Consider the following 25,088-nt stretch of genomic DNA (forward strand, 5'->3'; position numbering starts at 1 on the left):
GGCGTCGGGGCGGCCGGCGGACCTGCCGACCGCCCCGACCGGATCGGTTCAGCCCTGCCGGACCAGGTAGATCTCCTGGGTACGGTCACGTTGGCTGCGTGCGGCCCGGCGGTCGCTGGTGAAGACGACCGCTCCCTGGTCCACGGCCGGCCAGGTGTTGTTCCCGAGGGTGCTCACCTGCAGCGGCGGCGTCCAGCCCGCGGGGTTGCGCCGGGAGGTGAAGACCTTCCAGCGCCAGTCGGCGGAGCGGGAGTCGTACCAGACGACGCGGACCGTGCCGTCCGGGTCGGCGGCGACCCGGGGCCGCTGGCTCATCGCGTTCGGGTCGAGCGCGACGGGCTCGGCCGCCGACCAGGTCACGCCGTCGGTGGAGCGGCTCGCCCGCAGTGAGAGGTTCGCCCCGGAAGCCGAGAGCGCCTTTGTCTCCCAGACCACGACGTAGGCCCCGTCACGGTCCACCGCCACGCCCGGGTGCCGGTCGGCCGCGTCGTCGTTGCCGCTGACCCGTACGGGGGCGCTCCAGCTCTCGCCCTCGCCGGCCCGCACCGAGGCCATGATCTCCCAGTTGTCGGGGTTGGTGCCGCCGCTGGCGGGCTGCCCGGCGGGCGGGGTGTGACCGGTCCAACCCGCGTCGGGGTCGAACCGGTTGTCCTGCCAGGTCACGACGATCCGCCGGTCCTTCGTCACGGCGAGCGCCGGGAAGAGGGAGGCGGGGTGGATCGGCGAGCGGGCGTCGGCCGACGTGCCCGGGACGATCACCTTGCCGGCGGCCGACACGTTGACCGGCTCGCGGTCGACGCCGACGACCTGGACGCGCACGTCGAACGCGCCGTCGCTGTTCTCCGCCCAGGCGACCACCGGGTGTCCGCCGTCGAGCAGGGCGAGCGCCGGGTGCTCGGCCCGCCCCTGCCCGGTGCCCAGCCGCTCCGCGGCCCCGAAGCTCTGGCCGCCGTTGTGACTGTGCCGCAGCCAGATTCCCGGCCGGTGCGGCTGCTCCTGGCCCTGGGCGTCCTGCCAGACCACCCAGACGTCCGAGCCGGAAGCGACCACCCGGGGTGCGCGAGCCGTGCCGGAAGTCCCGGAGAGGACGACGGTCTTGTCGCTGCGCGGGTTCCCCCGCCCGTCGAGGCGGCGGTAGACCACGGACGTCCGGTGGTCCTCGTGGACCTCGGCGACGACGTGGGTGACCTGGCCGTCCACGGCCACGTCGGCGAACCCGGCGAACCCGCCGGCCTCGCCCACAGCCAGCTCGGCCCGGTCGTTCGTCTGGTTCGCCGGCGGGAGCGCGATCTCGGGGGCCGGCACGGCGGCCTGCTTCACCGACACGAAGATCGGCGAGGTGGCGGCACGCAGCTGGTCGGGCAGGTTCGGGTCCGCGTCCCGCCCGGAGATCTCGCCCGGGGCCCGGACCTCGACCCGGTACCAGGTGTGGTCAGCGGTCAGCGTGAGCGGGATCTGCCAGGTCTGGTCGTCCTTCGTGGGCACGTACGTGGCGACCGGTCCGGCCGAGCGGCCCGGGGCGGCGTACACGAGCACCCGCGCACCGACACCGGCCTTGACCCGCACCCGCAGCGCGGCCCGCTTCGGCAGGAAGCGACTCTCGACGATCACCTCGTCGCCGCTCATCGCCTCGAACCGCCCGTCACCGTCGAGGTCGGCCTCGATGGTGGCGAACGCGCCACCCGTGCCGTACGTCAACGTCGTGCGGCCGGCTCGGAGCGCGTCGAGGATGGCCCGGGTCGTCCGCTCTGCCGCGAAGACCCAGGTGGTGGGCTTACCGGGGGCGCTGTTCGGGCGCAGCTCCTTGAAGTGGCTGTCGCTCGCCGCGACCCCGCCGAAGCGGAAACCGCGGTTCCAGCGGTTCTCGGCGTAGTCGATCTCGGTTTCGGGATTGCTGCTGGCGTTCCAGAGTTCGACGGCGTCGACGCCCTGCACGCTGGCGTTGTCGTTCGGGCCGGCGGCCGGCGTGTACTCGCCGTCGTCCGGGTGGGCGACGGACCAGAACGCGTCCTGGGCGTGGGTGTCCCAGATCGACTGCTGGACGTGGCGGAACGCGGCCGAGCCGGGCGGGTTCGCCCCGTCCACCACCGTGTCGACCGCCCCGAGCACGATGGAGTGCGGGGAACCGTTCACCTCCTCACCGGTGAGCAGCAGCAGCTTGTCGGAGCGCCACAGCGGGTCCCAGTGCTGGTCGAAGGTGCGGTGGTCGGTCAGCGGGAGGAAGGCCAGGCCGACCGACTCGGCGTAGCTGATCTGGTCGCTGACCGGGAGGTTGCCCGGGTCGCGCTGGTTGGTGAGCTGACGCGGTGCGCTGCCGTCCGACGAGTGGTCGTCGTGCACGTGGGTGTCACCTGGCAGCCAGACGCCCTCCGGCTCGCCACTCTGGCCGGGCTTGCGCTCGTCGACAGCGCCCGGCGTGGCCGCGTCACCGGCGTCCGCCCAGGCTGCGGCGCCGGGTAGCAGCGCGGCAGCCGTGACGGCACCGCCGATGGCGATGAACTTCCTGCGGTCTAGTTCCATGCGACCCTCATCTCCTGCGAGCCCGAGAGGTCGGCGCGAGGGTTGTCCCGGCACTACTCGGCGGGCTCGGTCGTTCAACGGTCGCGACGCTAGCCAGGCCGGGGGACCCGTTGGGTGAATCGCCGGTGAAGACCGGGTGGCCGCGGGTCGAGCTTCAGTGCGGTTGTGGCCCTTGCCACGTCTGTGACCTGGGCAGATAACGGTGAGCCGGTGGTCGCGGGCACCCGGTGATCGCGGTGAATACGGCTTCCGCACCGCCGAGTTCGGCGACGCGGCGGCCGAGGGCCCCTGGCGGGACCGCGGTCAGGCACCCACGTAGGCCGCCAGGTGTTCGCCGGTGAGGGTGCTGCGGGCGGCGACCAGGTCGGCGGGAGTGCCCTCGAAGACGATCCGGCCGCCGTCGTGGCCCGCGCCGGGGCCGAGGTCGATGAGCCAGTCGGCGTGGGCCATGACCGCCTGGTGGTGCTCGATGACGATTACCGACTTGCCGGAGTCTACGAGCCGGTCGAGCAGGCCGAGCAGCTGCTCGACGTCGGCGAGGTGCAGGCCGGTGGTCGGCTCGTCGAGGACGTAGACGCCGCCCTTCTCGGCCATGTGGGTGGCCAGCTTGAGCCGCTGCCGCTCGCCGCCGGAGAGCGTGGTGAGCGGCTGCCCGAGGGTGAGGTAACCGAGCCCGACGTCGGCGAGCCGGTCGAGGATGGCGTGCGCGGCCGGCGTACGGGCCTCGCCGGCGCCGAAGAACTGCTCGGCCTCGGTCACCGACATCGCGAGCACCTCGCTGACGTCGCGGCCGCCGAGGTGGTACTCCAATACGGACGCCTGGAACCGCCTGCCCTCGCACTCCTCGCAGGTGGTGGCGACGCCGGCCATCATGCCCAGGTCGGTGTAGATGACACCGGCACCGTTGCAGGTGGGGCAGGCGCCCTCGGAGTTGGGACTGAACAGCGCCGGCTTCACCCCGTTGGCCTTCGCGAACGCCTTGCGGATCGGGTCGAGCAGTCCCGTGTAGGTCGCCGGGTTGCTCCGCCGCGAACCACGGATCCCGGTCTGGTCGACCGAGACCACCCCGTCCCGTCCGGACACCGAGCCGTGGATCAGTGAACTCTTGCCCGAGCCCGCCACGCCGGTGACGACGACCAGCACGCCGAGCGGGATGTCGACGTCGACGTCCCGCAGGTTGTGGGTGTCGGCGCCGCGTACCGGCAGGACTCCGGTCGGCTTCCGCACCGACGGCTTCAAGGCGGCCCGGTCGTCGAGATGCTGCCCGGTGAGCGTGCCGCTGGCCCGCAGCCCGTCGACGGTGCCCTCGAACACCACCTCACCGCCGGCCGTGCCGGCGCCGGGTCCGAGGTCGACGACGTGGTCGCCGATCGCGATCGTCTCCGGCTTGTGCTCCACCACCAGCACGGTGTTGCCCTTGTCGCGCAGCCGCAGCAGCAGATTGTTCATCCGCTGGATGTCGTGCGGGTGCAGGCCGATCGTCGGTTCGTCGAAGACGTAGGTCACGTCGGTGAGCGACGAGCCGAGGTGCCGGATCATCTTGGTCCGCTGTGCCTCGCCACCGGACAGGGTGCCGGCCGGCCGGTCGAGCGAGAGATACCCCAGGCCGATCTCCTCGAACGAGTCGAAGAGGTGTTGCAGCCCGGTGAGCAGCGGGGCGACCGAGGGCTCGTCGAGGTCCCGGATCCAGGCGGCCAGGTCGCTGATCTGCATCGCGCAGACGTCGGCGATGCTCTTGCCCCTGATCTTCGACGAACGGGCCTCCCTGCTCAGGCGGGTGCCGTCGCACTCGGGGCAGGTCGTGAACGTCACCGCCCGCTCCACGAAGGCGCGGATGTGCGGCTGCAGCGCGTCGACGTCCTTGGACAGGAACGACTTCTGGATCTGCGGGATCAACCCCGAGTACGTCAGGTTGATCCCGTCGACCTTGATCTTGGTCGGCTCCCGGTACAGCAGGTCGTGCAGCTCCTTCTTGGTGTACCTGCGGATCGGCTTGTCCGGGTCGAAGTAGCCGCTGCCACGGAAGATGCGGCCGTACCAGCCCTCCATGCTGTAGCCGGGGATGGTGATGGCGCCCTCGTTGAGCGACTTGCTGTCGTCGTACAGCTGGGTCAGGTCGATGTCGTTGACCGAGCCCATGCCCTCGCAGCGCGGACACATGCCGCCGAGCCGGTTGAAGGTCGCCTTCTCGGTCTTCGTCCGGCCGGCGCCGCGCTCGACGGTGATCGCGCCGCTGGCCTTCACCGAGGGCACGTTGAAGGAGTACGCGTTCGGTGAGCCGATGTGCGGCTGCCCGAGCCTGCTGAAGAGGATGCGCAGCATCGCGTTGGCGTCGGTGGCGGTGCCGACTGTGGAACGGGGGTTGGCGCCCATCCGCTCCTGGTCGACGATGATCGCCGTCGTCAGGCCCTCCAGGACGTCGACCTCGGGCCGGGACAGCGTGGGCATGAAGCCCTGCACGAACGCGCTGTACGTCTCATTGATCATCCGCTGCGACTCGGCGGCGATCGTGCCGAACACCAGCGAGCTCTTGCCCGAACCGGAGACGCCGGTGAACACCGTCAGCCGGCGCTTGGGTATCTCGACGTTGACGTCCTTGAGGTTGTTCTCGCGGGCGCCCTGCACGCGGATCACCTCGTGGCGGTCGGCAACGTGCGGCGCGGTCGAGTGGGCGTTCGTCGGCGTGGCCTTGCTCATCGGGTCTCCCTCTGTCGGGCGAGGCAGTCGCTCCGGTCCCCGTCGACGTCGCCCAATCGTTCTTTCGGCTCCGAGCAGTATGTCTGGTTTTCCTTGGCCGGGGCGGTCGCGGCACGGCCCTGGCCACCCCGGCTCAGCGACCGCGAGCGCCCGGAGGAGTCAGCGTGCTTCGTTGATGCGGATCAGGTTGCCGGTCGGATCGCGGAAGGCGCAATCGCGAACCCCGTACGGCTGCTCGGTCGGCTCCTGGACGACCTCGGCGCCACTGGCCACCAGCCGCTCGAACACCTCGTCGAGATCGTCGCTGGCCAGTGTCACGGCGCCGTAGCTGCCCTTGGCGATCAGTTCGAGGATGGTCCGTCGCTCGTCGTCGGTGATGCCGGGATCCGCGGCCGGGGGGTGCAGGACGATCGAGGTGCCCGGCTGCTTGACGGGGCCGACGGTGAGCCAGCGCATCCCCCCGTATCCGACGTCGTTGCGGACCTCGAAGCCGAGGGTGTCGCGATAGAAGGCCAGCGCGGCGTCCGGATCGGTCTGCGGGAGGAAGGCGTAGTGAATGGTGATGTCCATGGCGGTCAGGCTAGTTGCGCCCCGCTGACCCGCGCTTCTCGAATCCTGATCGGTCTGGTCACCTGTTTCGACATGCACGACGGCAGCTCCGCAGTGCCGGAAGGGGCCTGGGCGCGATAGGTGCTCGGCGGCACCCCGACCAGCTCCGTGAAGCGGGTGCTGAAGGTGCCCAGCGACGAGCAGCCGACCGCGAAGCAGACTTCCGTGACGCTGAGGTCGCCGCGACGCAGCAGCGCCATGGCCCGCTCGATCCGCCGGGTCATCAGGTACGAGTACGGCGACTCGCCGTAGGCGTTCCGGAACTGGCGGCTGAGGTGCCCGGCCGACATGTTCACCCCGCGCGCGAGCGCCTCGACGTTCAGCGGCTGCGCGTACTCCCGATCGATCCGGTCACGGACACGGCGAAGCAGCGCGAGGTCGCGCAGGTGCTGCGCGAAGGCGGGATCGCTGGTCACCCGCGAAATCGTACGCCCTACCCCCGTCCGGACCGGGCAAGACGGACCAGCTGGTTACCGGTGGACGGCGTTCGTGTCGGTGGCCGGGCCTAGGGTGAGGTGGCACGGTATCCATCCACCGGGTCCGATCTTCCGATCCGTGAGGAAAACCAGGAGCAGCCATGACGACCCTTCCCGACCGGCCGCACACCGCCCTGCTCGTCATCGACGTGCAGAACGGTGTGGTGGCCAACGCGCACGACCGTGACGGCGTCATCGCGAACATCAACGTCCTGCTCGAACGGGCCCGCGCGCAGGACGTGCCGGTCATCTGGGTGCAGCACGCCGACGAGCAGCTCGTGCGGGGCAGCGAGAGCTGGCAGTACGTCCCGGAGCTGGTCCAGCACGAAGGGGAGCCGCTGGTCCACAAGAACTACGGCGACTCGTTCGAGGGCACCGACCTGGAGGCGTTGCTCGCCGAGCGTGGCGTGGGGCGGGTGGTGGTCACCGGCGCCTCGACCGACGCGTGCATTCGCTCGACCTTGCACGGGGCCTTCGTCCGCGGCTACGACGTGACACTGGTCGCCGACGCGCACACGACGGACGACCTCAGCGCCTACGGCGCTCCGCCGCCGGCCCAGGTGATCGCGCACACCAACCTCTACTGGAAGTGGCAGAGCGCCCCCGGGCGCAGCGCCGGCACCGTCGACACGGCGGATGTCGTCTTCGCCCCGACCCCCGTGGCCTGAGCGGGCGCGTCGCCCCCGGTACCGGGGGCGACGCGCCGGGCATTCACCGACGCAGCAGCTCCGTCACGGCCTTCGTGAACTCCTCCGGCTGCTCGACGTGCCCGAAGTGGCCGCTCTGTTCCAGGACGGCCAGGTGTGAGCCCTTGATGCCCTCGTGCAGCTGCGCGGCCCACCGCGGCCCGCAGATGAAGTCGTACGAGCCGACGATGACCACGGTCGGCGCGGTGATCTCGCCGAGCCGGTCCCGTACGTCGAACGGCACCGGGTCCTGCGCCGACGCCGGCTCCGCCCAGGCCTGGACGCCGGCCGTGAACGGGGCGAACTCGTCCCGGCGAGCCCAGAAGTCCGCGAAGTAGACCGGCAGGGCTTCGCGCAGGCCGGTGGTCAGCGTCTCGTCGTCGGTGGCGCTGATGGCCTGCTGGAAGGCGGCCGGGATCGCGGCGGCCTCCGGGTTCTCCGGGTACCGCTGCGGATACGCGGCCAGCCCTTCCATCGCCCCGCTCCAGAACTCGGCGCCGGTCACCGGGGAGGTGTCGTAGAGGGCGAGACCGGCGACACGCTCGGGGTGGTCCAGCGCGTACCGCTGGACGACGAAGCCGCCGTACGAGTGGCCGAGCAGGTGCACCCGCGGTTCGCCGAGGTGCTCGACGACAGCGGCCAGGAACCGGACGTAGGTGTCGAGACGGTAGCCGTCGCGGTCCGCGAGGCGCCCGGAGGCGCCGGTGCCGACCGGCTCGACGTACACCATCGTGAAGTGCTCTTCGAGGCGCGGTGCGCGCAGGTACGCCCAGACGATGCCGGGGCCGCCGGAGTGCGCGACGCAGACCGGGCCGCTGCCCGCGACGTGGTAGACCTGCCGGACGCCGTCGACGTCGAACTCGTGCCGTCCCGGAGTGAGGCCGGCGGAACTGGTGGAATTCATGACTCTCCCGTTGCGTGGCCCGCCCGGCGATGCGCCGAGGCGGGTGTCGAGCGCTGATCCGGCAACCAGATGCGCCGGTGAGCGGGAAAGTTCGCTCGGTCGGGAGATCTTTTCCAGCCACCCGGCCGAGCTGCGGCTCTCACCCCGCCGAGCTGCGGCTCTGCCGGGGGCGAGTCGGGTGGAACAAGGTCATCCGCCGCACCCGGCCCTCGTCCAGCTCGTAGAGCCAGAGGGCGCCCGGCGGGCAGTGCTCCGGGTCGTCCGGCGGGCTGATCAGATCGGTCTCCCAGATCAGCAGGTCGCGGCTGGCCACGACGTTGCGCAGGCGCTGGCGTACGCCGTCGTTCAGGTCCTGCGTCATGCCTCTGACGGCGAAGTCCCGGCCGCCGCGCACGCCGATCTCCGGCACGAGCATCTCGGCGTCAGGCCACCAGCTGTCGCGTACCACGCGCTCCCAGTCGCCGCGCATCGCCGCGGCCAGCATGTCTCGGCCCTCGCGCCACCGCACGTCGGTCGCCGCCGTCGCGTCGGGGTGCGCTGCGGCGCCCGACGCGCGTAGACCGTCGGCGAGCTTGCGGCGGGCGTGGTTGAGCCGGCTGCGGACGGTGCCGACGGGCAGGCCGGCCAGCGTCGCGATCTGGTCGTACGAGGAGGCGTCGCTGAAGTACCGGAGCAGGGTGACCAGCCGGTCGGACTCGGAGAGCTCGCCGATCGCGTGCCACACCCAGTCGCGCAGTGCGCCCTGGTCCAGTGCCTGCTCCGGGGTGGGCGACTCGGCGGGCAGGGCGAACCACTCCGGTTCGGCCACCGGCAGCGGGCGTGCCGCGCGCAGCACCATCCGGCAGTTGTTGCGGACGACCATCCGCAGCCAGGCGCCGACCGCCGCGGGGTCGCGGACCTCGCCGATGCGGCTGAGGGCGATCACCATGGCGTCCTGTACCGCGTCCTCGGCGTCCGGACCGTAACCGAGCATGCTCACGGCGACCGCCCGCATCTGCGCCTCGTGCCGGGAGAGCAGCAAACCGAGCGCCGTGGCGTCGCCGGTCTGCGCGAGCCGGACGAGTGGGCTGTCGTCCGCCGCGGCGCTCATCGAGGTCTTCACCGGCTCCCGTCCGCTCCGTCCCAGGTCGCACCCGCGTACCCGGTCGAGTGTGCCCGGCTGGTCCGGCCTTACCCCGTTGTGCGCGACGGGATTGTGTCCTTCCTCTCGGTGGGAAGGGACAGCCAAATACTTGCTCCCGCAAACAAACTGGGTGAGGATCCCAGAGTTGCCCATCGATGCTCAGGAGGGTTCTTATGCGACGAAACGGGGCAAGGATCGGGGCTGCCCTCGCGGCGTCCGCCATGCTGGCCGCCGGGCTCGGCGTCGCGGCTTCGCCCGCGTCGGCGGCCGGGTCCGCACCGTCCGGTCTCAGTTTCTACACCGCCGACTTCGGCACCGAGGTGGCGCACGTCGACGCACCGACCGGCGAGTGCGCTCCGTTGCCGGCGACGGCCGCGGGCCACGTCGGCTGGAGCGGCTTCAGCGACGTCGTCCTTTACGGGACCGCCGACTGCACCGGGTACGCGACGAGCACCGGCACGCTGCGGACCTACGAGGCCGGCAAGTACCTGAGCTACCGCGCCTTCTGACGGCCGCACCGTCGATGGGCGGGGATCCTCCGCCCGTCGACGCCGTCGCCCGTCCGACCTGGCGTGCGCCACTTTCGGTACGTCCCGTGCCCGACCTGACACGGTCGTCCACGGTGGAGTCGCGGCGCGGTTGGTCCGTCCGCCGGATTCAAACATCTACACTCCGCTGTTCACCGGATGCCCGAACTCCGTACAGCCGGTATTCAGAGCGCTTGCCGAGGCTGCCTGTTCGACACAGGCAACTGCTGGACTGAGGAGCGCCTCGTTTTGAGCGACAAGGATCTGAAGCAGGCTGAGCAGTCGCGGATCTCGCGGCGGAAGTTGGTCAAGTACGCCGGCGTCGGCGCGACGCTCGCCGCCGCCAGCCCGGTGGTGGGCGCCACCGCGGCCTTCGCCGACGAGGAGGAGGAGCGCGGCAAGCAGCCGGGTGACTCCCGTGGCCGGGTGTGGCGGGCCGGAGATCACCACGTCCACTCCGAATACAGCGGAGAGTTCGACACGTCGTCCAACCCGCCCAAGTTCCACAAGGGCGCCGACGCGGTCTACCCGATCGTGACCAACGCCATCATGGCCAAGAACTTCGGCCTGACCTGGGCGATGTGCACCGACCACGGTGGTCCGACGCACTCCAAGGTGAACCTGGAGCAGGCCTACCCGGATCTGTTGCGGTCCCGCAAGCTGGTGCCGGAGGTACTCCAGTTCTGGGGCATGGAGTTCGACGCCCCGTCCCTCGACCACCACACGCTGATGATCCCCCGGCACGAGGACGAGGCGAAGCAACTCTTCGAACTCGAGAGCCGGTTCGCCAAGTACGACGCCTTCCCCAGCGACCCGGGCCGCGACACCGAGGCCAAGATGATCGAGTTCCTCAAGGTCGCCCGGAACATGCCGCTCAAGCCGATCGTGATCGCGCACCACGCGTCCCGGTCCGCGCCCGGGCTCGGCGTGTACGGCCAGGACACCCCGCGCGAGTTCCGCAACGGCAACAACGTCGCACCGGACGTCTACATCGGTTTCGAGGGTGCTCCCGGGCACCAGGCGGGCCCGCTCAACGGCGGCGATCGCGGCGGCTACGGCAACTACCCGACCCACGGCGGTTTCGACCAGATGACCGCCCGGGTCGGTGGCCTCTGGGACTCGCTGCTCGGGGAGGGGCGGCGCTGGTGGATCACCGCCACCTCCGACTCGCACGTGCACTGGACGCGCGGTGGCTCGGACTTCTGGCCCGGCGAGTACAGCAAGACGCACGTGCTGGCCCGGCAGGACTACGCCGACATCATGGACGGCCTGCGTAACGGCCGGATCTGGGTCGGCACCGGCGACCTGATCCGCAGCCTCGACGTCACCGCCGGCTCCCAGGGCCGCAAGGCCGAGATGGGTGAGACCATCACGCTGAGCCGCCGGAACAGGACCGACGTCGAGATCGAGATCCGGTTCCGGCCGCTGGACGGTGTGAACGCCAACGGTGACCGCCCGGAGGTCCGGCGGGTCGACCTCATCGTCGGCAACATCACCGGCCCGAGCGCCGACGTGAACGCCGACACCAACCCGACGACCAGGGTCGTCGCCCGGTTCGGCCCTCGCGACTGGCGCCGGCAGGGTGCCGAGTACGTCATCCGGCACACCCTGCGCGACGTGGAGCAGGACATGTACGCCCGGGTGCGTGGCACCAGCACCGACGAGATGGAGCCGCTCGCCGACGGGCTGGAGAGCCCGTGGCACGACCTCTGGTTCTACTCGAACCCGGTCTTCGTCCGCGTCCGCTGACGCGTCAGCTGTCGTCGGCCCTGCGCGCCCGGGTTCAGTCCCGGCGCGTGGGGCCGACGCCGTTCCCGTTCCCGTCTGCTCGGCCCTCGCGTTCCAGCGCACGAGTCTTCAGCTGGCCGGCGATGGAGTCACTCAACGCAATGCGGGCACCCGCTCCAGACACACCCCTGCGGACGCTTTGCTCTGCACCCGCATACGCGCCAGTCACCCGAAGTCACCGCGTTCGGCGGGCGCGCAACAGCGGCCTGTGAAGAAGGCGCAGCTCAACGACCCGGTGCGTATAGGGGTGCAGAGCAAAGCTCGCGGAGTGGTGGTTGCCCCGCCGCGTTCGTGGTGACGTCGCGTGTTCAGCGCGCCGTGGTTACTCCACGCATCCGGGGGCCAACGACGCGGCGATCCCGGCCCGAGCGGCTCAGACGTCCACGCTGAGCCGTACGTTCACCATCTCGCCCACCTCGAGCCCCTCGGCCTTCCGCACCGAGGTGCGCACCGGCACGAGGTAACGCCCGTCCTTCGGGAACAGAGAAGTGGCCCAGGTGGTCGTGCCGATGTGGGCGGTGACCGGGATCATGCCCCAGCCGTAGCTCACCGCCGAGGCCGTCGCGGCCAGCTGCCGGCACTCCTCGACCGGAACGGTGACGAAGTGCCAGGGCGCCGGTCCGCGCCAGAACCACATCTCGCCAGCGAATTCGAGCTCCATCGCCTCAGCCTAGGCGCGGGCGACGGGAGCGCCCGGGCGACCGGATGGCTGATCCGCTGCGGGTGACCGCCCAGGGAACCCGCGAACCGGGTTAACGATTTCTCGGCGGTCGCTGGTCATCGATGCCGTAGCCGTGAATGCTTCTACCAGCGCAAACTCCGGCCGTGTGGTGGCCCGGCGGGCGAGCGCACCGGAGGGCGGTCGGTACTGCGCTCTTGATTCGGAAATCGATTGCTGGAACAGTGGCGCCATGAAGGTTGCGACCGTCCTGGGCGTCGACATCGGCACCTCGAGCAGTAAGGGGGTCCTCGTCGATGCCGCCGGCCGGGTCGTCCGCTCGGCCACCCGATCGCACGAGGTGAGCCGTCCCCGACCCGGCTGGGTGGAGATGGACGCCGACGTCTGGTGGCAGGAGTTCGTCTCGCTCAGCCGCGAGTTGCTGGCACCCGGTGACGCCGAGGTCGTGGCCGTCGGAGTGAGCGGCATGGGCCCGTGCGTACTGCTCACCGACGCCGCCAACGTTCCGCTGCGTCCGGCCATCCTGTACGGCGTCGACACCCGCTCCACCGCCCAGATCGCCCGCCTCAACGATCAGTTCGGCGAGGAGGAGATCCTGCGCCGGTGCGGCTCCGCGCTGTCCAGCCAGGCGGCGGGCGCGAAGGTCGCCTGGGTCGCCGACAACGAACCGGAGCTCTTCCGGCGGGCGCGGCGGCTCTTCATGCCCAGCTCGTGGCTCGTCGTGCAGCTCACCGGCCGGTACGTGCTCGACCAGCACTCGGCGAGCCAGTGCACGCCGCTCTACGACACCCGGAGCGAGGACTGGTACGCGCCCTGGGCCGAGCAGATCGCCCCCGACCTGGTCCTGCCCCCGCTGAGCTGGCCCGGCGAGGTGGCCGGGGTGGTGACGGCACACGCTGCGGCGGAGGCCGGTCTGCCGCCGGGCGTTCCGGTCATCACCGGCACCATCGACGCCTGGTCGGAGGCGATCAGCGTCGGGGCCCAGGGCGTCGGCGACCTGATGCTGATGTACGGGACCACGATGTTCCTGGTCCACACGGTCGCGTCCCCGCTGACGAGCCCGTCGCTGTGGGGAACCGTGGGCGCCCTGCCCGGCACCCGCAACCTCGCCGGCGGCCTGGCCACCTCCGGTGCGATCACCGGATGGCTGCGCGAGCTGTTCGGCTCGCCCGACTACCCCGAACTGCTCCGGCTGGCCGAGGCCTCCGGAGCGGGCGCGAGAGGGCTGCTCATGCTGCCCTACTTCGCCGGCGAGCGGACCCCCATCCTCGATCCGGACGCACGTGGCGTCCTCGCCGGCCTCACCGTCTCGCACACGCGCGGCGACCTGTACCGGGCGGCGCTCGAGGCGACCGGTCTCGGCGTGCGTCACAACATCGAGACGATCGAGGCCGGTGGTGGCGACATCCGACGCGTCGTCGCGGTCGGAGGCGGCACCCAGGGCGGGCTCTGGACCCAGATCGTCTCGGACGTCACCGGGCGCGACCAGGTGATCCCTTCGCAGACGATCGGCGCGAGCTACGGAGCCGCCTTCCTCGCCGCGCGAACGGAGTGGGACGTCTCGATCGAGACCTGGAACCCCGTGAAGGAGATCCGGACGCCCCGGCGTGAGCTCGCCGCCGACTACGACGAGCTCTACGGGCTCTATCGCGAGCTGTACACGAGTTCCAAGCGGGTCGCGCATGCGCTCGCTGCACGTCAGGTCCGTCTTCTGGCCGCCGGTCCGCCGGTGGCCAGCGACAACCGAGGCACCGAAGGAGTCGCCCCATGACCAGTTACCAGCTGCCCCAGTTGGCCGATCCACCGTCGGCGGCGCCCGGCACCGTCTACACAGTGGCCAGCGGCGATCTCCGGCCCGCCGCCAACATCACCTGCTGGCCGACCCAGCAGCAACTGGAGACCGACCTCGCGGCGGCGGTCAACGCGCTCGGCTGGAAGGTGGAACGCGGCCACGCGTTCGACGCGGACAAGGGCCACGGCTTCATCGACAGCCAACGGGCCGGTATCGAGGTCTTCAAGCGGCTTCCGGTGGACGCGCCGCTCATCGTGGTCGAGGCGGTCTGGCAGTACAGCCACCACGTGCTCGCCGGCCTGCGCAGCCACCGGGGTCCGATCCTCATCGTGGCCAACTGGAGCGGTGAGTTCCCCGGGCTCGTCGGCCTGCTCAACCTCACGGCGAGCCTCACCAAGGCGGGTGTGAAGCACTCCGCGCTGTGGAGCAAGGACTTCACCGACGAGTGGGCGGTCGAGGGGCTGCGGACCTGGCTGGAGACCGGCGATCTGCGCCACGACACCAGCCACGTACGGGACCTGCCGACCCTTGCCGACGACGCCGAGGTCGAACTCGGCCGCGCCCTGGCCACCCAACTGGCCAGGGAGAAGGCGATCATCGGCGTCTTCGACGAGGGTTGCATGGGCATGTACAACGCGATCTTCGACGACGAGCTGATCAACCCGCTCGGCATCTACAAGGAGCGGCTGTCCCAGAGCGCGCTGGTCGCGGAGATGGCGCGGGTGTCGGACGAGGAGGCCCACGCGGTCCGCCGCTGGCTGGACGAGGCCGGGATGACGTTCCACACCGGCACGGACGAGGCCACCGAGCTCACCGACGCCCAGCTCACGAGCCAGTTCAAGATGTACATCGCGGCGCTGCGCATCTCCGACGACTTCGGCCTGGACGCCGTCGGCATCCAGTACCAGCAGGGCCTGAAGGACACCGTCCCGGCCAGCGACCTCGCCGAGGGCCTGCTGAACAACGTGCAGCGGCCGCCGGTGCTCAGCCGTGACGGCAGCCGTGAGCTGTACGCGGGCGCGCCGCTGCCGCACTTCAACGAGGTCGACGAGGGGGTGGCCGTGGACTCTCTGGTCACCAACCGCATCTGGACCGCCATGGGCCTCGACCCGGCGACGACCCTGCACGACATCCGTTGGGGGGAGCGGTACGGCGAGGACTTCGTCTGGGTGTTCGAGATCTCCGGCTCGGTGCCCGCCTCGCACAACGGCGGGTACGACAAGTCGTACAGCATGCGGCAGCCGCCGATGTTCTTCCCGCTGGGTGGCGGCACGTTGAGCGGCGTCTCCAAGCCGGGCGAGATCGTCTGGTCGCGGGTGTTCATCATGGACGGCGCGCTGCACGTCGACATGGGCCGGGGGACCGTCGTCGAGCTTCCCGAGGAGGAGACCCGGCGCCGCCTGGAGGCCACCAACCCGCAGTGGCCGATCATGCACGCCGTGCTGCACGGGGTGGGCCGTGACCAGTTGATGGCCCGGCACAAGGCCAACCACGTCAACGTCGCGTACGCGCCGGACCGGGAGACCGCCGACCGGGCGCTGCGGGTGAAGGCCGCCATGTTCGCCGAGCTCGGCCTCCACGTACACCTCTGCGGTGAGGTCGCTCTCTAGTCCCACGCGCCGGTGCGCCCCGGGTCAGGTCGACCCGGGGCGCACCGTGTTGTCGCCGTCGGTGTCGGCGGCCGGGCGATGACGGGGCGGGCGGCCTGACCTGACGGGGGCAGGCTGCCCGCCCTTCGGCCGGCAGCGTGCCCCAACCCCGGCGCAACACCCGGGCGATCGGCGTCGCGGGCCTGGTCAGCGCGGGCGGGTGGAGCTCTCCCGCACCTGGAGGCCCGTGCTGAGGGTGACGGTCGACGGCGGTCGGGTCGGGTTGGCGATCCGTTCCGTGAGCAGCACCGCGGCCGCCCGCCCGAGGTCGTACGTCGGCTGGGAGACGGTGCTCAGTGAGGGCCTGACCAGGTGGGCCCAGGGGATGTCGTCGAAGCCGATCACACCGAACGCCGCCGGCACCTTCACCCCGCGGTCGACGAGGCACTCGACGGCTCCGACGGTCATCAGGTTGTTGGTCGCGAAGACGCTGTCGGGTGGGTTGTCGCTGTCGAGCAGCGAGGCCATGGCCCGGTAACCGCCCTCCTCGCGGAAGTCCGCGTACCGCACCAGGCTGTCGCTCGCCTCGTGGCCGGCTGCCCGGAGGGCGCGCTGGTAACCGCGGAGCCGCTGGGAGGCGGTGGAGATGCGGCGCGGGCCGGTGATGCAGGCGACCCGCTGGTAGCCGTTGTCGAGCAGGTGGGTCGTGGCCATCTCCGCACCCTGCAGGTTGTCGACGAGCACCGTGTCGATGGTCACGCCGCGCAGCTGGCGGTCGATCGCGACGACCGGGATGCGCGCCTCGACCAGCCGGTTGATGGCGGTCGACCGGCCCGACGTGGAGATGATCACGCCGGCCATCCGCTCGGCCAGGGCGGCGGCGATGTACCGGGACTCCTTCTCCGGGTCCTCGTCGCTGTTGCACAGGACGACCGAGTAGCCGGTGCCCTGCGCGACGTCCTCGACCCCGCGCACCATCGAGGTGAAGAACGGGTTCCCGATGTCGGAGATGATGACCGCCCAGAGGCTGGTCTGGCTCAGACGCAGGTTACGGGCGACGGCGTTGGGACGGTAGTCGAGGTCCCGCATCGCCTGGTGCACCCGCGCAGCCATGGCTGGATCGACCGTGGTACGTCCGTTCAACACCCGCGACACTGTCGCGGGCGAGACCTGAGCCTGCCGTGCCACGTCATAGATCGTCGCCATTCGCCTCCATCCGGTCGACTCCTACGGTGATGTGAACTCTCACGAGGGCACCCAGCCCGCTGCGGTGACGGAACCCGGCATCCTACGGGTGGGTAATGCCGGAGTCGCCTTCCGGCCTGACGCCGGGTGCCGGGTGTCGGGGTCCGCCACGGTCAGCCATTGACTGTGACCTCGAGATTGTCGCCCCGGCCCACCACGACCTCGGAGTTCAAGGTAACGAGAATACGCCCGTCCCGGTACGACCAGTCACCGATCGGCAGCGTGCGGTCGCCCAGGCGCACGGTCACCTTGGCCGGATGGTGCGTCGCCGCCAGCGCGACGCTGCTCACTCTGAGACGCCCGTATCGGACCTCGATCGTGCCGGCGAGGTGCCGGCCATGCCGCTCCTGCCGGAAGAGTCCCCATCCTTCGGCGGCGGTGAACGCGGCGGCGAACCGCTCCGGGCTCATCCGTGGCGCGAAGCCGATGTGGCCCCGGGGCCCGTGGTACTCGAAGCCGCACGCCGCGAGGTAGACGCCGTGGCTGGCCATCGCCCGCGCGTAGTGGTCGCCGCATTCGATCTCGTTGTACGGGTTGCGTTTCCCGGCCGCGTACCGGTCGTGCACCGCCCGGGTGAGCGTCAGCCCCTCCTCGACCAGGCCCTCCTGGAGCATGTGCGCCGCGACCTGGTACTCCTGCCCGGTCCACACCTCGTTGAAGTACATCGCGGCCCAGCTCGCCGGGTTCCCCGCAGCGGTGTCGTCGCCGCCGTGCGGCCAGCTGGTCATCAACATCCCCCACTCGTGGTCCATGGCGAACCAACGACCGCCAGAGATCGCGCTGCCGTCGCGGTAGGCGACCTGGTCGGGGGTGAAGTTGTACCGGTACAGGCTGCTCAGGGCACTGACCGCCTGCTTTCTCGACACCACCCGCGGCAACCCGAGCTGACCGGCGAGGCTCTGCCCGAAGAGTTGGTCGATGTGGCAGCCGCGATTGCTGTTGATCACGTCGGCGTGCGTCGGATCCGTCTTCTGGATGAAGTACTCGCCGTTGAACAGTTCGGTGGACAGGTGCTGGCTGCCCGACTCGGCCAGGGCCCGGCACCGGGTGGCGAACTCGTTCTGGCCGATCTCGTCGGCCATGGCCGCGCCGGCCAGCAGCGCCGCCACGTACATGCCGGTGATCCAGGCGATCTCGCCGTACCAGACGGTGTCGAGAGTGTTCGGCTGCGCGCCGTCGAGCGTGCCGTCGGGTCCGGCGTCATGCTCCATGACCCATTCCAGGGCGCGCCGTAGGCGTGGCCAGTTCGTCCGCAGGAACGTGTCGTCCGGCGCGGTCAGGTGTTCCCGGTAGCAGCGGAGGATCGTGCCGCACTGCCCGTCGGTCGCCCAGCCCATGTCGGCCTCCGCGCGGTTGCCGATCTGGCCGGTGTCGGGATGGAACCCGATGCCGAGGTCCACCCGGCTGCGGGTGTCGCGCTCCAACTGGGGGAAGAGCCGGGCGATCGATTGGGCGTAGTTCCACACGTGCTCACAGGTGCCCGGGCAGCAGTACACCCCCTCCCAGCCATAGAACCGTCCGTCGTCGAAGAGGTAACAGGTGCTCGTGGAGAGCGTGGACGCGGGAGCGAGGGTGCGTTCCAGCAACCAGTGCGGCAGGGTGGCATCGGTGTACCAGGTCTTCACCCAGGTCCGCGTGTCCCCCTCCAGCCGGTCGAGGTTGCCGGCGACGTGCTCCACCACGGCGTGGGCATCGGCGAAGCGAGTCGCGTACTGCCGCCGCAAGGTGTCCGAGCCGTGCAGGAAACCGAGCGAGATCCGGTCGGGCACCCCGAAGTGCCAGCCGAGCACGAATCGGACGGTGCGCCGCTGACCCGGCGCCAGTCGGACGGGCACGGCCACCGACCCGGCCTGGCCGGCGAGGGAGCCGTCCACCTGCGTCGGACCGTCCTCCCCGTCGAACACCTGGTCCAGGTCGGCCCACCCGGCCAGCGACGGCCGGACCTGCGCCCGTGCGTCCAGCGCGGCAAGCACCAACGTGCCGTTGTCCGGCACCTGGTCCAGCGGTCGGCTGTCGCTCGACACGTCGGTGAACACGATGCGGTCGACGTTGACGTGGCCCCAGCCGCCGGTGTCCGTGTCCACGATCTCGATGACCGCAGTGCGGCCCTGGTAGGCGGATACGTTCAACGTCGTCGGGCTCATCGGTTCCGCGTCGCGTCCGGCGGCGCTCGCCACCACCGTTCCGTCGATCAGCAGGTTCACGCACGTCTGCCCGCGGTGGCTGCCACCGCCCACGGCTACGCTGACGTACCGGCGTTCGACCGGGAACGGTCGGCTGGTGAGCTTGCCTGTCGCGGCGTCGGCCCGGGCGGTGTCACCGTCGGTGCCGCGGAAGTCGTGGGACGTCACGAAACGCTGTCCGCTGGCGCCGAGGTCGCCGAAGCGCTTCATGTAGTCCGGCACCTCGGAGACCGGCACAGGGCCGGCGCCGAACGCCGTGCCCTCGACGGTCCAGCCCTCGTAGTCGTCCCGCTCCCAGTCCTCGAACACGACGTCCGGGCGTGGCGCGGTGTCGGTGAACACGATCCGGTCGCAGTTGACGTGGCCCCAGGCCCCGTCGTGTGCGTCGACGATCTCGATGACGCCGGTCTTTCCCTGGTGGGTGGTGACGTCCAGGAACACGGTGTGCATCGATTCGGCGTCGCGGCCGGTCGTAGTGGCCACCACGACACCGTCGACCAGCACGTTCACGCACGTCTGACCCGCGTGGTCGCCGCCGCCGACGGACAGCCGGATCGACCGGCGATCGATGGTGAAGGGAGCACTGGTGAGCCGGCCGGTCGGGCCGTCGGCCCGGCCTATGTCGCCGTCGGCTCCGCGGAAGTCGTGCGAGGTAACGAATCTCTGCCCGGTCACGTTGAGCGGCCCGCCCTGCTTCATGTAGCCGGGCACCTCGGAGACCAGCACGGGGCCAGCGCCGAACGCGGCGCCTTCGACGGTCCAGCCCTGGTAGTCGTCCCGCTCCCAGTCCTCGAAGAGGATGTCGGGCCGGCCGTCCGTCGCCTCCGGTTCGCTTGCCGAGAACTGGACGCCGCGCAGGGATTCGCCGTCGATCGCCGCCGACCGCAGGGTGATTGCGCGCTGGGTCCGGGTATCCAGACACGCCGGATTCTCCAGGTATCCCAGCAGGGTGGCGTCCACCGGGCTGTCCGACGTGTTCTGCAACGTGTACACCAGGACGGTTGCCGGCAGGGTCGAGTCGGTCACCGAAAGCGGCACGAACGGGGAGAACGCCTCCAGGGTCACCTCGACCGGTGCGTCTTCGTCGCGATAACGCACCCGGCCGATCGGATACTGCCCGGTGAAGCGCACCTGGTCGAAGCCGGTGGCGTCCAGCGGGCGGGTCCGGACGCGCCCCCGCGACCGGGTCCGGAGCGCGAACCCGTGCCGGATGGGCGAGCTGGGCTGCCGCGGGTTCGCGTACCCCGAGTCGGTGGTGCCGGCCGCGGGGCGGTTGAGGATGTCCCAGTACCAGAGCCGTCCGTCGCCGCCGAGATACAACTGGCCCGCGGCACCCCCGCCAACCGGCATACCGAGCCACCGGAGGTCTGCGCCCTCGTAACTGGTGGGTTCGCCGCGGCGGTGCAGGTCGGCGGACCAATCCTCAGGCAGCGCCTTGTCGAGCGGCACGCCGATCAGCTGCTCCTCGGGAACGCCCAGGGCGACTGCGGCCTCGGCCCGGCCGCCGGCCAGTACGGTGCCGACGGCGGTGCCGAGCGAGAGGGTGAGGAAACGACGGCGGTTCGGGCTGCAGGAGTTGCCGGGACAGCACTCGTCGTACGGCTGGTCAGCCATGTGTGGCTCCTGACGTCGTCATGCGGAGGCGGCGGGAAGGCGGTGGACGGGGCGGGGATAGGAGGGGGCGAACGCGCGGGCCGGACCCGGCCGGGCTGCGGCTCCTACGGTCAGGTCGGCGTCGAGCGCGGCGGTGCGGAGCAGCGATTCGAGGTCCCGGGGTGGACAGGCCGCGCGGATGTTGAACAGGACGGTGGCGTGCGCTACCGACGGATCCTCGGAACCGGTGGGTTCGTGGCGCGGGGGTTCACCCGCCGCAACGACGCTCATCCGGATCAGTCCGGCGGGCGACTTGACGGCAAGCTTGGCGTGCCCGATGACGTGGCCCCGTCGGGCGCAGGCCGTGGAGAGCGAGTCGAGCGCGACGTGCGCCCACCGCCGGGCGGGAAACCCGTCGGCGGCAGTGACCTGCCAGGTCTGGTTGAGCCAGCCCAGTTGGGCCTCCGCGGCGGCGTACCTGTCGTAGTCCACGTCCAGGTCGACGCCGGGGCTGCTCCGCCGGCTGCCGGTCCAGAGCGAGACGAGTTCCTCGACGTTCGCTCCGGTGCTCGCGCTGTACCCCAGGACGCGGGCGGTGGAGTGCCGCCCACGAATCCGGTCGAGCAGCGCGTCGAGTTCCGCGCGAGGCAGGGTGTCCGTCTTGTTGACCGCGATGATGTCGGCCTCGGCGAGCTGGCGGTCGAAGAGGTAGCCGAGGTCTCCGGCGAGGGCGTCGAAGCGTGCCGGGTCGACGACGGTCGTCAAGGGGGCGACCGTGAGCCGCTCGCGGTAGCGGGCCCGCAAGGGTCTGACAACGGTCGCCTGGAGGTCGGTGCAGCTGCCGACGGCCTCGGTGAGAATGGTGTCCGCCCGACCGCCGTCGAGCAGCTCGGTCACGAGGTCCGCGAGGTCCTCGAAACGGCAGCAGAAGCATCCTCCGGTCACCTCACTGACGTCGGGTACCACCGCCTCGGCCAGCCGGGTGTCGACCAGGTCGGTGCCCTGGTCGTTCGTGATGACAGCGACGCTGTGGCCGCGCCGGCCGAGCAGGCGCCCGGCAGTCAGCATCGTGGTGGTCTTGCCGGCACCGAGAAATCCAGTGAGGACGACGAGTCGGGGCACGGGGACCTCCCAGCCTGCCGCCGCAGCTGCGACGTGTGCTCGCGAACGGAGAAATCGTTTGCTCAGTTCTGATCGAGGACCATAGAAGCGACAGGCGTGGCTGTCAACGGCGGGGGTCGGCCGACCTGGCATTTGGCGTTTGAGGATTGACCGCCGCCCGGAGGCTGCTTAACCTGATCGCAACTGCGGTGAGAAATCGATTCCCTGCCTGCCGCACCCAGGACCGCCCTACCCACCGATGTGGAAGGCGACGCATGACACCCACCACCAGCACACCACGAACCCCTGCCCGGCGGCTGCTCCGCGCCGCCGCCGCGGCGACCCTCATCGCCGGCTCCGCCGTCGTCGGTCTCACCGGGCCGGCCGCGGCCGCGCCTGGCCCGACCCCCAACGGACCCGTCGGCTGGGACGTCTACCGGCAGCTCGACCGGCTCCCGAACCTCACCGACGGAGCCCGCGCCTACCAGTTCTCCAGCTTCGACCGTAGCGGCGGCAACGACGACGGCTTCTCCGGCCAGTACTCGTGCCTGCGTACCACGGGAGAGGGCTGCGTCATCGCCGAGGCCGCCGGCGCCGGCGAGATCGACTCGATCTGGTTCACCCGGGACGAGGGCGACGTCTCCGCCACCGGCAAGATCAAGGTCGTCCTCGACGGCCGAACCGTGCTCGACGCGAACATCCAGGACGTCGTGGACGGCAAGCTCGGCGCACCCTTCGTCTACCCGGTCGTGGCGAACGCCGCGCAGAGCTCCGGGGGCGTCTACATCAAGGCGCCGATGACGTACCGCAGTTCGATGGTGGTCACCACCGAGAAGAACCCGATCTTCTACCACGTCGGCTACCGCAAGTTCACCAGCGCCGAGGGGGTACGCACCTTCGACCCGGCCGACCGGGCCCTCGACGTCATCGAGCAGCTCAAGGCGGCCGGCACCCGCGATCCGAAGCGTGCCGAACCGGGCGCGAAGACGGTCGAGCGCGAGTTCTCGGTGCCGGCCGGCGGCCGCGCGACGCTCGCCAGCGGCGACGGCTCCGGTGCGGTCACCGGCCTCACGCTGCGGATCCCGCAGCTCGTCGGGGCGCCCCAGCCGATCGCCGACGACGGCCGCGCCTTCGGCGCCGGAGGCGGCAGCCAGTTCACCGTCGCCGTCGACCCGGCCAACACCGGCGTACGGCTCACCCGCCGGTTCGACCCGCACATCGGCAACCAGCGGGCGCGGATCCTGGTCGACGGGGTGGCGGTCGGCGAGTGGCCGGCCAACGAGCCGGTGCCCTTCGGCACCTGGCGGGACCAGACCGTCGAGCTACCCGCGAGCGCCACGGCCGGCAAGTCGAAGATCACCATCGGCAACGAGTTCGTCTCGTCCGATCTGGACATCAACGAGTTCACCTACTGGGTCGACAGCGTCGTGTCGGGCACGCCCCAGCGCACCGACACGGTGGACCTAGGCCCGGCCCACGCCGACGTCGAGACCGCACACGACTACAAGATCACTGCGCAGAGCTGGCAGGGCAGCAACACCATGTCCTACGCGGCGGACGCCGAGCGCAAGGCGGCCGTCGCCGCTTCCGACGCGGTGCTGCGCCAGACCCGGCTGCGGATCACGTTCGACGGGAAGACCACCGTCGACACGCCGCTCGGCGAGTTCTTCGGCACCGGCCTCGGGCTGCACGAGGTCCGGTCCCTGATGTTCGCCGTCGACCCGCAGACCGCGACCCTCTCGGCCTGGTGGCCGATGCCCTACCGGTCGCGCTACACCGTCGAGCTGCGCAACGGCTCGACCGAGCCGATCGAGTCGTCGACCGCCACAGTGACCACCGCCGGGTCGGCGAAGTGGGCGGCCGATCTGCGCCCCACCGGCGACGCCGGCTACTTCCGGGCCACGGCGACGAGTGCCGACACCGTCCCCGGCGCCGACCACCTCTTCCTCGACGTCGCCGGGCGCGGGAAGTTCGTGGGCGTCACGCAGACGATGGAGGGGCACATCCCCGCCGGCAACCAGCGCAACTACCTGGAGGGCGACGAGCGGGTCTACGTGGACGGCGCGCAGAGCCCGAGCATCCACGGCACCGGTACCGAGGACTTCTACGAGAGCGGCTGGTACTTCAACCACGGCACGTTCTCCGCGCCCATGAACGGTAACCCCGCCCACGAGATCGCCGACTACGGCTGCCAGTACGACTGCACCGGCGCGTTCCGGCTCATGCTGGCCGAATCGGTGTCGTTCTCGACCGGCCTGCGGTTCGGCATCGAGCACGGCCCGGGCGACCAGGACCCGGCCCGGTACGGCTCCACCGCGTACTGGTACGGCCAGGACACCGTCGGACAGCGCTGGACGGACACCGTCGACGTCGGCGACGCGGCGAGCGAGTCCGCCCACGGGTACGCCGGCGGCGGCACGCCGGAGGCGCTCACCGCGACCTTCGAGGGCGACGACGGTACGCCTCGCCCGGTCACCGACGACACCCGTGCCTCCACCACGCCGATCCAGTTCCGGGTGGCCCTCGACCCCGACAACACCGGTGCGGTCCTGCGCCGGCTCGCCGACCAGTCCGCCGGGTACCAGTCGGTGGCCGTCCGGGTCGACGGGCGTGACGCGGGCGTCTGGTCCCAGCCGCTGGCCAACAAGTCCCACCGCTGGCTCGACGACGAGTTCCGCCTGCCGGCCGCACTCACCGCCGGCAAGTCGAAGGTGACGGTCACCCTGACCCCCACCGAGAACGCGCCGGCGTGGTCCGCGGCCCGGTACGCGACGCTCAGCCTGGTGACCCCGTTCACCGACAGCAGCAAGCCGGGCGCGGTCACCGGGCTCACCGCCACCAGCGGTACGACCAACGCCGTGACCCTGACCTGGCAGCAGGCAGAGGACGACGTGTACGCGCCGGGCTACGAGGTCTTCGCCTCCCGCGAGGCGGGCTTCCAGCCCGGACCGGACAACCGGATCGGCACCACGACCCGGCCCAGCTTCCAGCACAGCGGGCTGGGCCTGCGCGAGACCTGGTACTACCGGGTGCGCGCGGTCGACGCGGCGGGCAACACCGGGCCGTACTCGGCCACCGACTCGGCCAGCACCGGCAACACCCTCCGCATCGAGGGCGAGTCGACGCTGCCGGCGGTGACCGCCGAGGGGCCGGCCGAGGTGCAGGGCGACTGCTGCGGCGTGCACTGGTCGCAGAGCGCTCAGCTGTGGTTCCGGCCGGACGCGCCGAACCGGAGCGTCACCGTGGCGTTCACGGTCCCGACGACCGGCACGTACCGGCTGAGCCTGGTGCAGACGCTGGCCCGGGACTACGGCATCAACACGGTGGCGATCGACGGGACGCAGGTCGGTGCGGCGTTCGACGCGTACCACTCGCCGGAGGTGGTGGTCAGCGACCCGATCGACTACGGCCAGCGGGACCTGACGGCAGGTCGGCACACGCTCACCCTCACGGTGACCGGTAAGGCCGCCGCGTCGACCGGATACCTCGCCGGGCTCGACTACGTCGAGGCGCAGCTCACCTCGTCGTGACCGTCGGCGGAGTCGCCGGGCCCGCGGAGCGCGGGCCCGGCGGCTC

16 protein-coding genes are annotated in these 25,088 nt (G+C 70.8%); 6 read left to right on the top strand and 10 right to left on the bottom strand.

Annotation, left to right across the window (positions count from 1 at the left end; all coding sequences use genetic code 11):
• Positions 1–48: 48 nt before the first annotated feature.
• The 4 genes from BXA10_RS10040 to BXA10_RS10055 all read right to left on the bottom strand — a co-directional run bounded on the left by BXA10_RS10040 (position 49) and on the right by BXA10_RS10055 (position 6,242).
• On the bottom strand, positions 49–2,520 hold the full coding sequence (locus BXA10_RS10040; RefSeq protein WP_076470023.1) for a CehA/McbA family metallohydrolase: 2,472 nt from the start codon (positions 2,518–2,520) through the stop codon (positions 49–51).
• A gap of 303 nt (positions 2,521–2,823) precedes the next feature.
• A complete protein-coding gene (locus BXA10_RS10045; RefSeq protein WP_076470024.1) occupies positions 2,824–5,217 on the bottom strand; it encodes an ATP-binding cassette domain-containing protein in 2,394 nt (797 codons plus the stop codon).
• Positions 5,218–5,376: 159 nt separating this feature from the next.
• Complete coding sequence (locus BXA10_RS10050; RefSeq protein WP_076470025.1) at positions 5,377–5,787, bottom strand: VOC family protein; 411 nt, start codon at positions 5,785–5,787, stop codon at positions 5,377–5,379.
• Between the two features lie 5 nt (positions 5,788–5,792).
• On the bottom strand, positions 5,793–6,242 hold the full coding sequence (locus BXA10_RS10055; protein ID WP_076470026.1) for a helix-turn-helix transcriptional regulator: 450 nt from the start codon (positions 6,240–6,242) through the stop codon (positions 5,793–5,795).
• A gap of 161 nt (positions 6,243–6,403) precedes the next feature.
• Here BXA10_RS10055 and BXA10_RS10060 point away from each other — a divergent pair, with 161 nt between their 5' ends.
• Positions 6,404–6,970, top strand: a complete 567-nt coding sequence (locus tag BXA10_RS10060; RefSeq protein ID WP_076470027.1) for a cysteine hydrolase family protein — start codon at positions 6,404–6,406, stop codon at positions 6,968–6,970.
• Positions 6,971–7,013: 43 nt separating this feature from the next.
• Here the strand turns inward: BXA10_RS10060 and BXA10_RS10065 are convergent, their stop codons facing one another.
• Complete coding sequence (locus BXA10_RS10065; RefSeq protein WP_076470028.1) at positions 7,014–7,892, bottom strand: alpha/beta fold hydrolase; 879 nt, start codon at positions 7,890–7,892, stop codon at positions 7,014–7,016.
• Between the two features lie 139 nt (positions 7,893–8,031).
• Positions 8,032–8,982, bottom strand: a complete 951-nt coding sequence (locus tag BXA10_RS10070; RefSeq protein ID WP_076470261.1) for an RNA polymerase sigma factor — start codon at positions 8,980–8,982, stop codon at positions 8,032–8,034.
• Positions 8,983–9,188: 206 nt separating this feature from the next.
• On the opposite strand from BXA10_RS10070, the gene BXA10_RS10075 reads away from it, so the two are divergent.
• Together BXA10_RS10075 and BXA10_RS10080 are read left to right on the top strand one after the other, a co-directional pair.
• A complete protein-coding gene (locus BXA10_RS10075) occupies positions 9,189–9,524 on the top strand; it encodes a hypothetical protein (RefSeq protein WP_076470029.1) in 336 nt (111 codons plus the stop codon).
• 267 nt (positions 9,525–9,791) lie between these two features.
• Entirely contained in the window at positions 9,792–11,291 is a 1,500-nt protein-coding gene (locus BXA10_RS10080; RefSeq protein WP_076470030.1) for a CehA/McbA family metallohydrolase domain-containing protein, read from the top strand.
• A gap of 412 nt (positions 11,292–11,703) precedes the next feature.
• On the opposite strand, the gene BXA10_RS10085 is transcribed toward BXA10_RS10080, so the two are convergent.
• Positions 11,704–11,991: a DUF1905 domain-containing protein gene (locus tag BXA10_RS10085; RefSeq protein WP_076470031.1), complete on the bottom strand. Its 288-nt coding sequence runs from the start codon at positions 11,989–11,991 to the stop codon at positions 11,704–11,706.
• Between the two features lie 250 nt (positions 11,992–12,241).
• On the opposite strand from BXA10_RS10085, the gene BXA10_RS10090 reads away from it, so the two are divergent.
• Both BXA10_RS10090 and BXA10_RS10095 read left to right on the top strand, forming a co-directional pair.
• Positions 12,242–13,780, top strand: a complete 1,539-nt coding sequence (locus BXA10_RS10090) for an FGGY-family carbohydrate kinase (RefSeq protein ID WP_076470032.1) — start codon at positions 12,242–12,244, stop codon at positions 13,778–13,780.
• On the top strand, positions 13,777–15,411 hold the full coding sequence (locus BXA10_RS10095; protein ID WP_076470033.1) for a fucose isomerase: 1,635 nt from the start codon (positions 13,777–13,779) through the stop codon (positions 15,409–15,411). Before BXA10_RS10090 ends, BXA10_RS10095 begins: the two co-directional genes overlap by 4 nt.
• A 186-nt stretch (positions 15,412–15,597) precedes the next feature.
• Here the strand turns inward: BXA10_RS10095 and BXA10_RS10100 are convergent, their stop codons facing one another.
• The 3 genes from BXA10_RS10100 to BXA10_RS10110 all read right to left on the bottom strand — a co-directional run bounded on the left by BXA10_RS10100 (position 15,598) and on the right by BXA10_RS10110 (position 21,533).
• Positions 15,598–16,596 carry a LacI family DNA-binding transcriptional regulator gene (locus tag BXA10_RS10100; RefSeq protein WP_076470034.1) on the bottom strand — a complete coding sequence of 333 codons (999 nt, stop codon included), beginning with the start codon at positions 16,594–16,596 and terminating at the stop codon, positions 15,598–15,600.
• Positions 16,597–16,748: 152 nt separating this feature from the next.
• Positions 16,749–20,432, bottom strand: a complete 3,684-nt coding sequence (locus tag BXA10_RS10105) for a GH116 family glycosyl hydrolase (RefSeq protein WP_076470035.1) — start codon at positions 20,430–20,432, stop codon at positions 16,749–16,751.
• Positions 20,433–20,450: 18 nt separating this feature from the next.
• Positions 20,451–21,533 carry a GTP-binding protein gene (locus tag BXA10_RS10110; protein ID WP_076470036.1) on the bottom strand — a complete coding sequence of 361 codons (1,083 nt, stop codon included), beginning with the start codon at positions 21,531–21,533 and terminating at the stop codon, positions 20,451–20,453.
• A gap of 254 nt (positions 21,534–21,787) precedes the next feature.
• Here BXA10_RS10110 and BXA10_RS10115 point away from each other — a divergent pair, with 254 nt between their 5' ends.
• Positions 21,788–25,042, top strand: a complete 3,255-nt coding sequence (locus BXA10_RS10115; protein ID WP_076470037.1) for a DUF2961 domain-containing protein — start codon at positions 21,788–21,790, stop codon at positions 25,040–25,042.
• The last annotated feature ends 46 nt before the right edge of the window (positions 25,043–25,088 follow it).

Origin of the sequence: Micromonospora avicenniae (assembly GCF_900156065.1) — a bacterium.
GTDB lineage: Bacteria > Actinomycetota > Actinomycetes > Mycobacteriales > Micromonosporaceae > Micromonospora > Micromonospora avicenniae.

Coding starts and splice junctions, on each gene's coding strand:
- BXA10_RS10065 (WP_076470028.1), bottom strand. CDS start 7,892: ATGAATTCCACCAGTTCCGCCGGCCTCACTCCGGGACGGCACGAGTTC.
- BXA10_RS10045 (WP_076470024.1), bottom strand. CDS start 5,217: ATGAGCAAGGCCACGCCGACGAACGCCCACTCGACCGCGCCGCACGTT.
- BXA10_RS10085 (WP_076470031.1), bottom strand. CDS start 11,991: ATGGAGCTCGAATTCGCTGGCGAGATGTGGTTCTGGCGCGGACCGGCG.
- BXA10_RS10095 (WP_076470033.1), top strand. CDS start 13,777: ATGACCAGTTACCAGCTGCCCCAGTTGGCCGATCCACCGTCGGCGGCG.
- BXA10_RS10040 (WP_076470023.1), bottom strand. CDS start 2,520: ATGGAACTAGACCGCAGGAAGTTCATCGCCATCGGCGGTGCCGTCACG.
- BXA10_RS10050 (WP_076470025.1), bottom strand. CDS start 5,787: ATGGACATCACCATTCACTACGCCTTCCTCCCGCAGACCGATCCGGAC.
- BXA10_RS10060 (WP_076470027.1), top strand. CDS start 6,404: ATGACGACCCTTCCCGACCGGCCGCACACCGCCCTGCTCGTCATCGAC.
- BXA10_RS10100 (WP_076470034.1), bottom strand. CDS start 16,596: ATGGCGACGATCTATGACGTGGCACGGCAGGCTCAGGTCTCGCCCGCG.
- BXA10_RS10075 (WP_076470029.1), top strand. CDS start 9,189: ATGCGACGAAACGGGGCAAGGATCGGGGCTGCCCTCGCGGCGTCCGCC.
- BXA10_RS10070 (WP_076470261.1), bottom strand. CDS start 8,982: ATGAGCGCCGCGGCGGACGACAGCCCACTCGTCCGGCTCGCGCAGACC.
- BXA10_RS10115 (WP_076470037.1), top strand. CDS start 21,788: ATGACACCCACCACCAGCACACCACGAACCCCTGCCCGGCGGCTGCTC.
- BXA10_RS10105 (WP_076470035.1), bottom strand. CDS start 20,432: ATGGCTGACCAGCCGTACGACGAGTGCTGTCCCGGCAACTCCTGCAGC.
- BXA10_RS10090 (WP_076470032.1), top strand. CDS start 12,242: ATGAAGGTTGCGACCGTCCTGGGCGTCGACATCGGCACCTCGAGCAGT.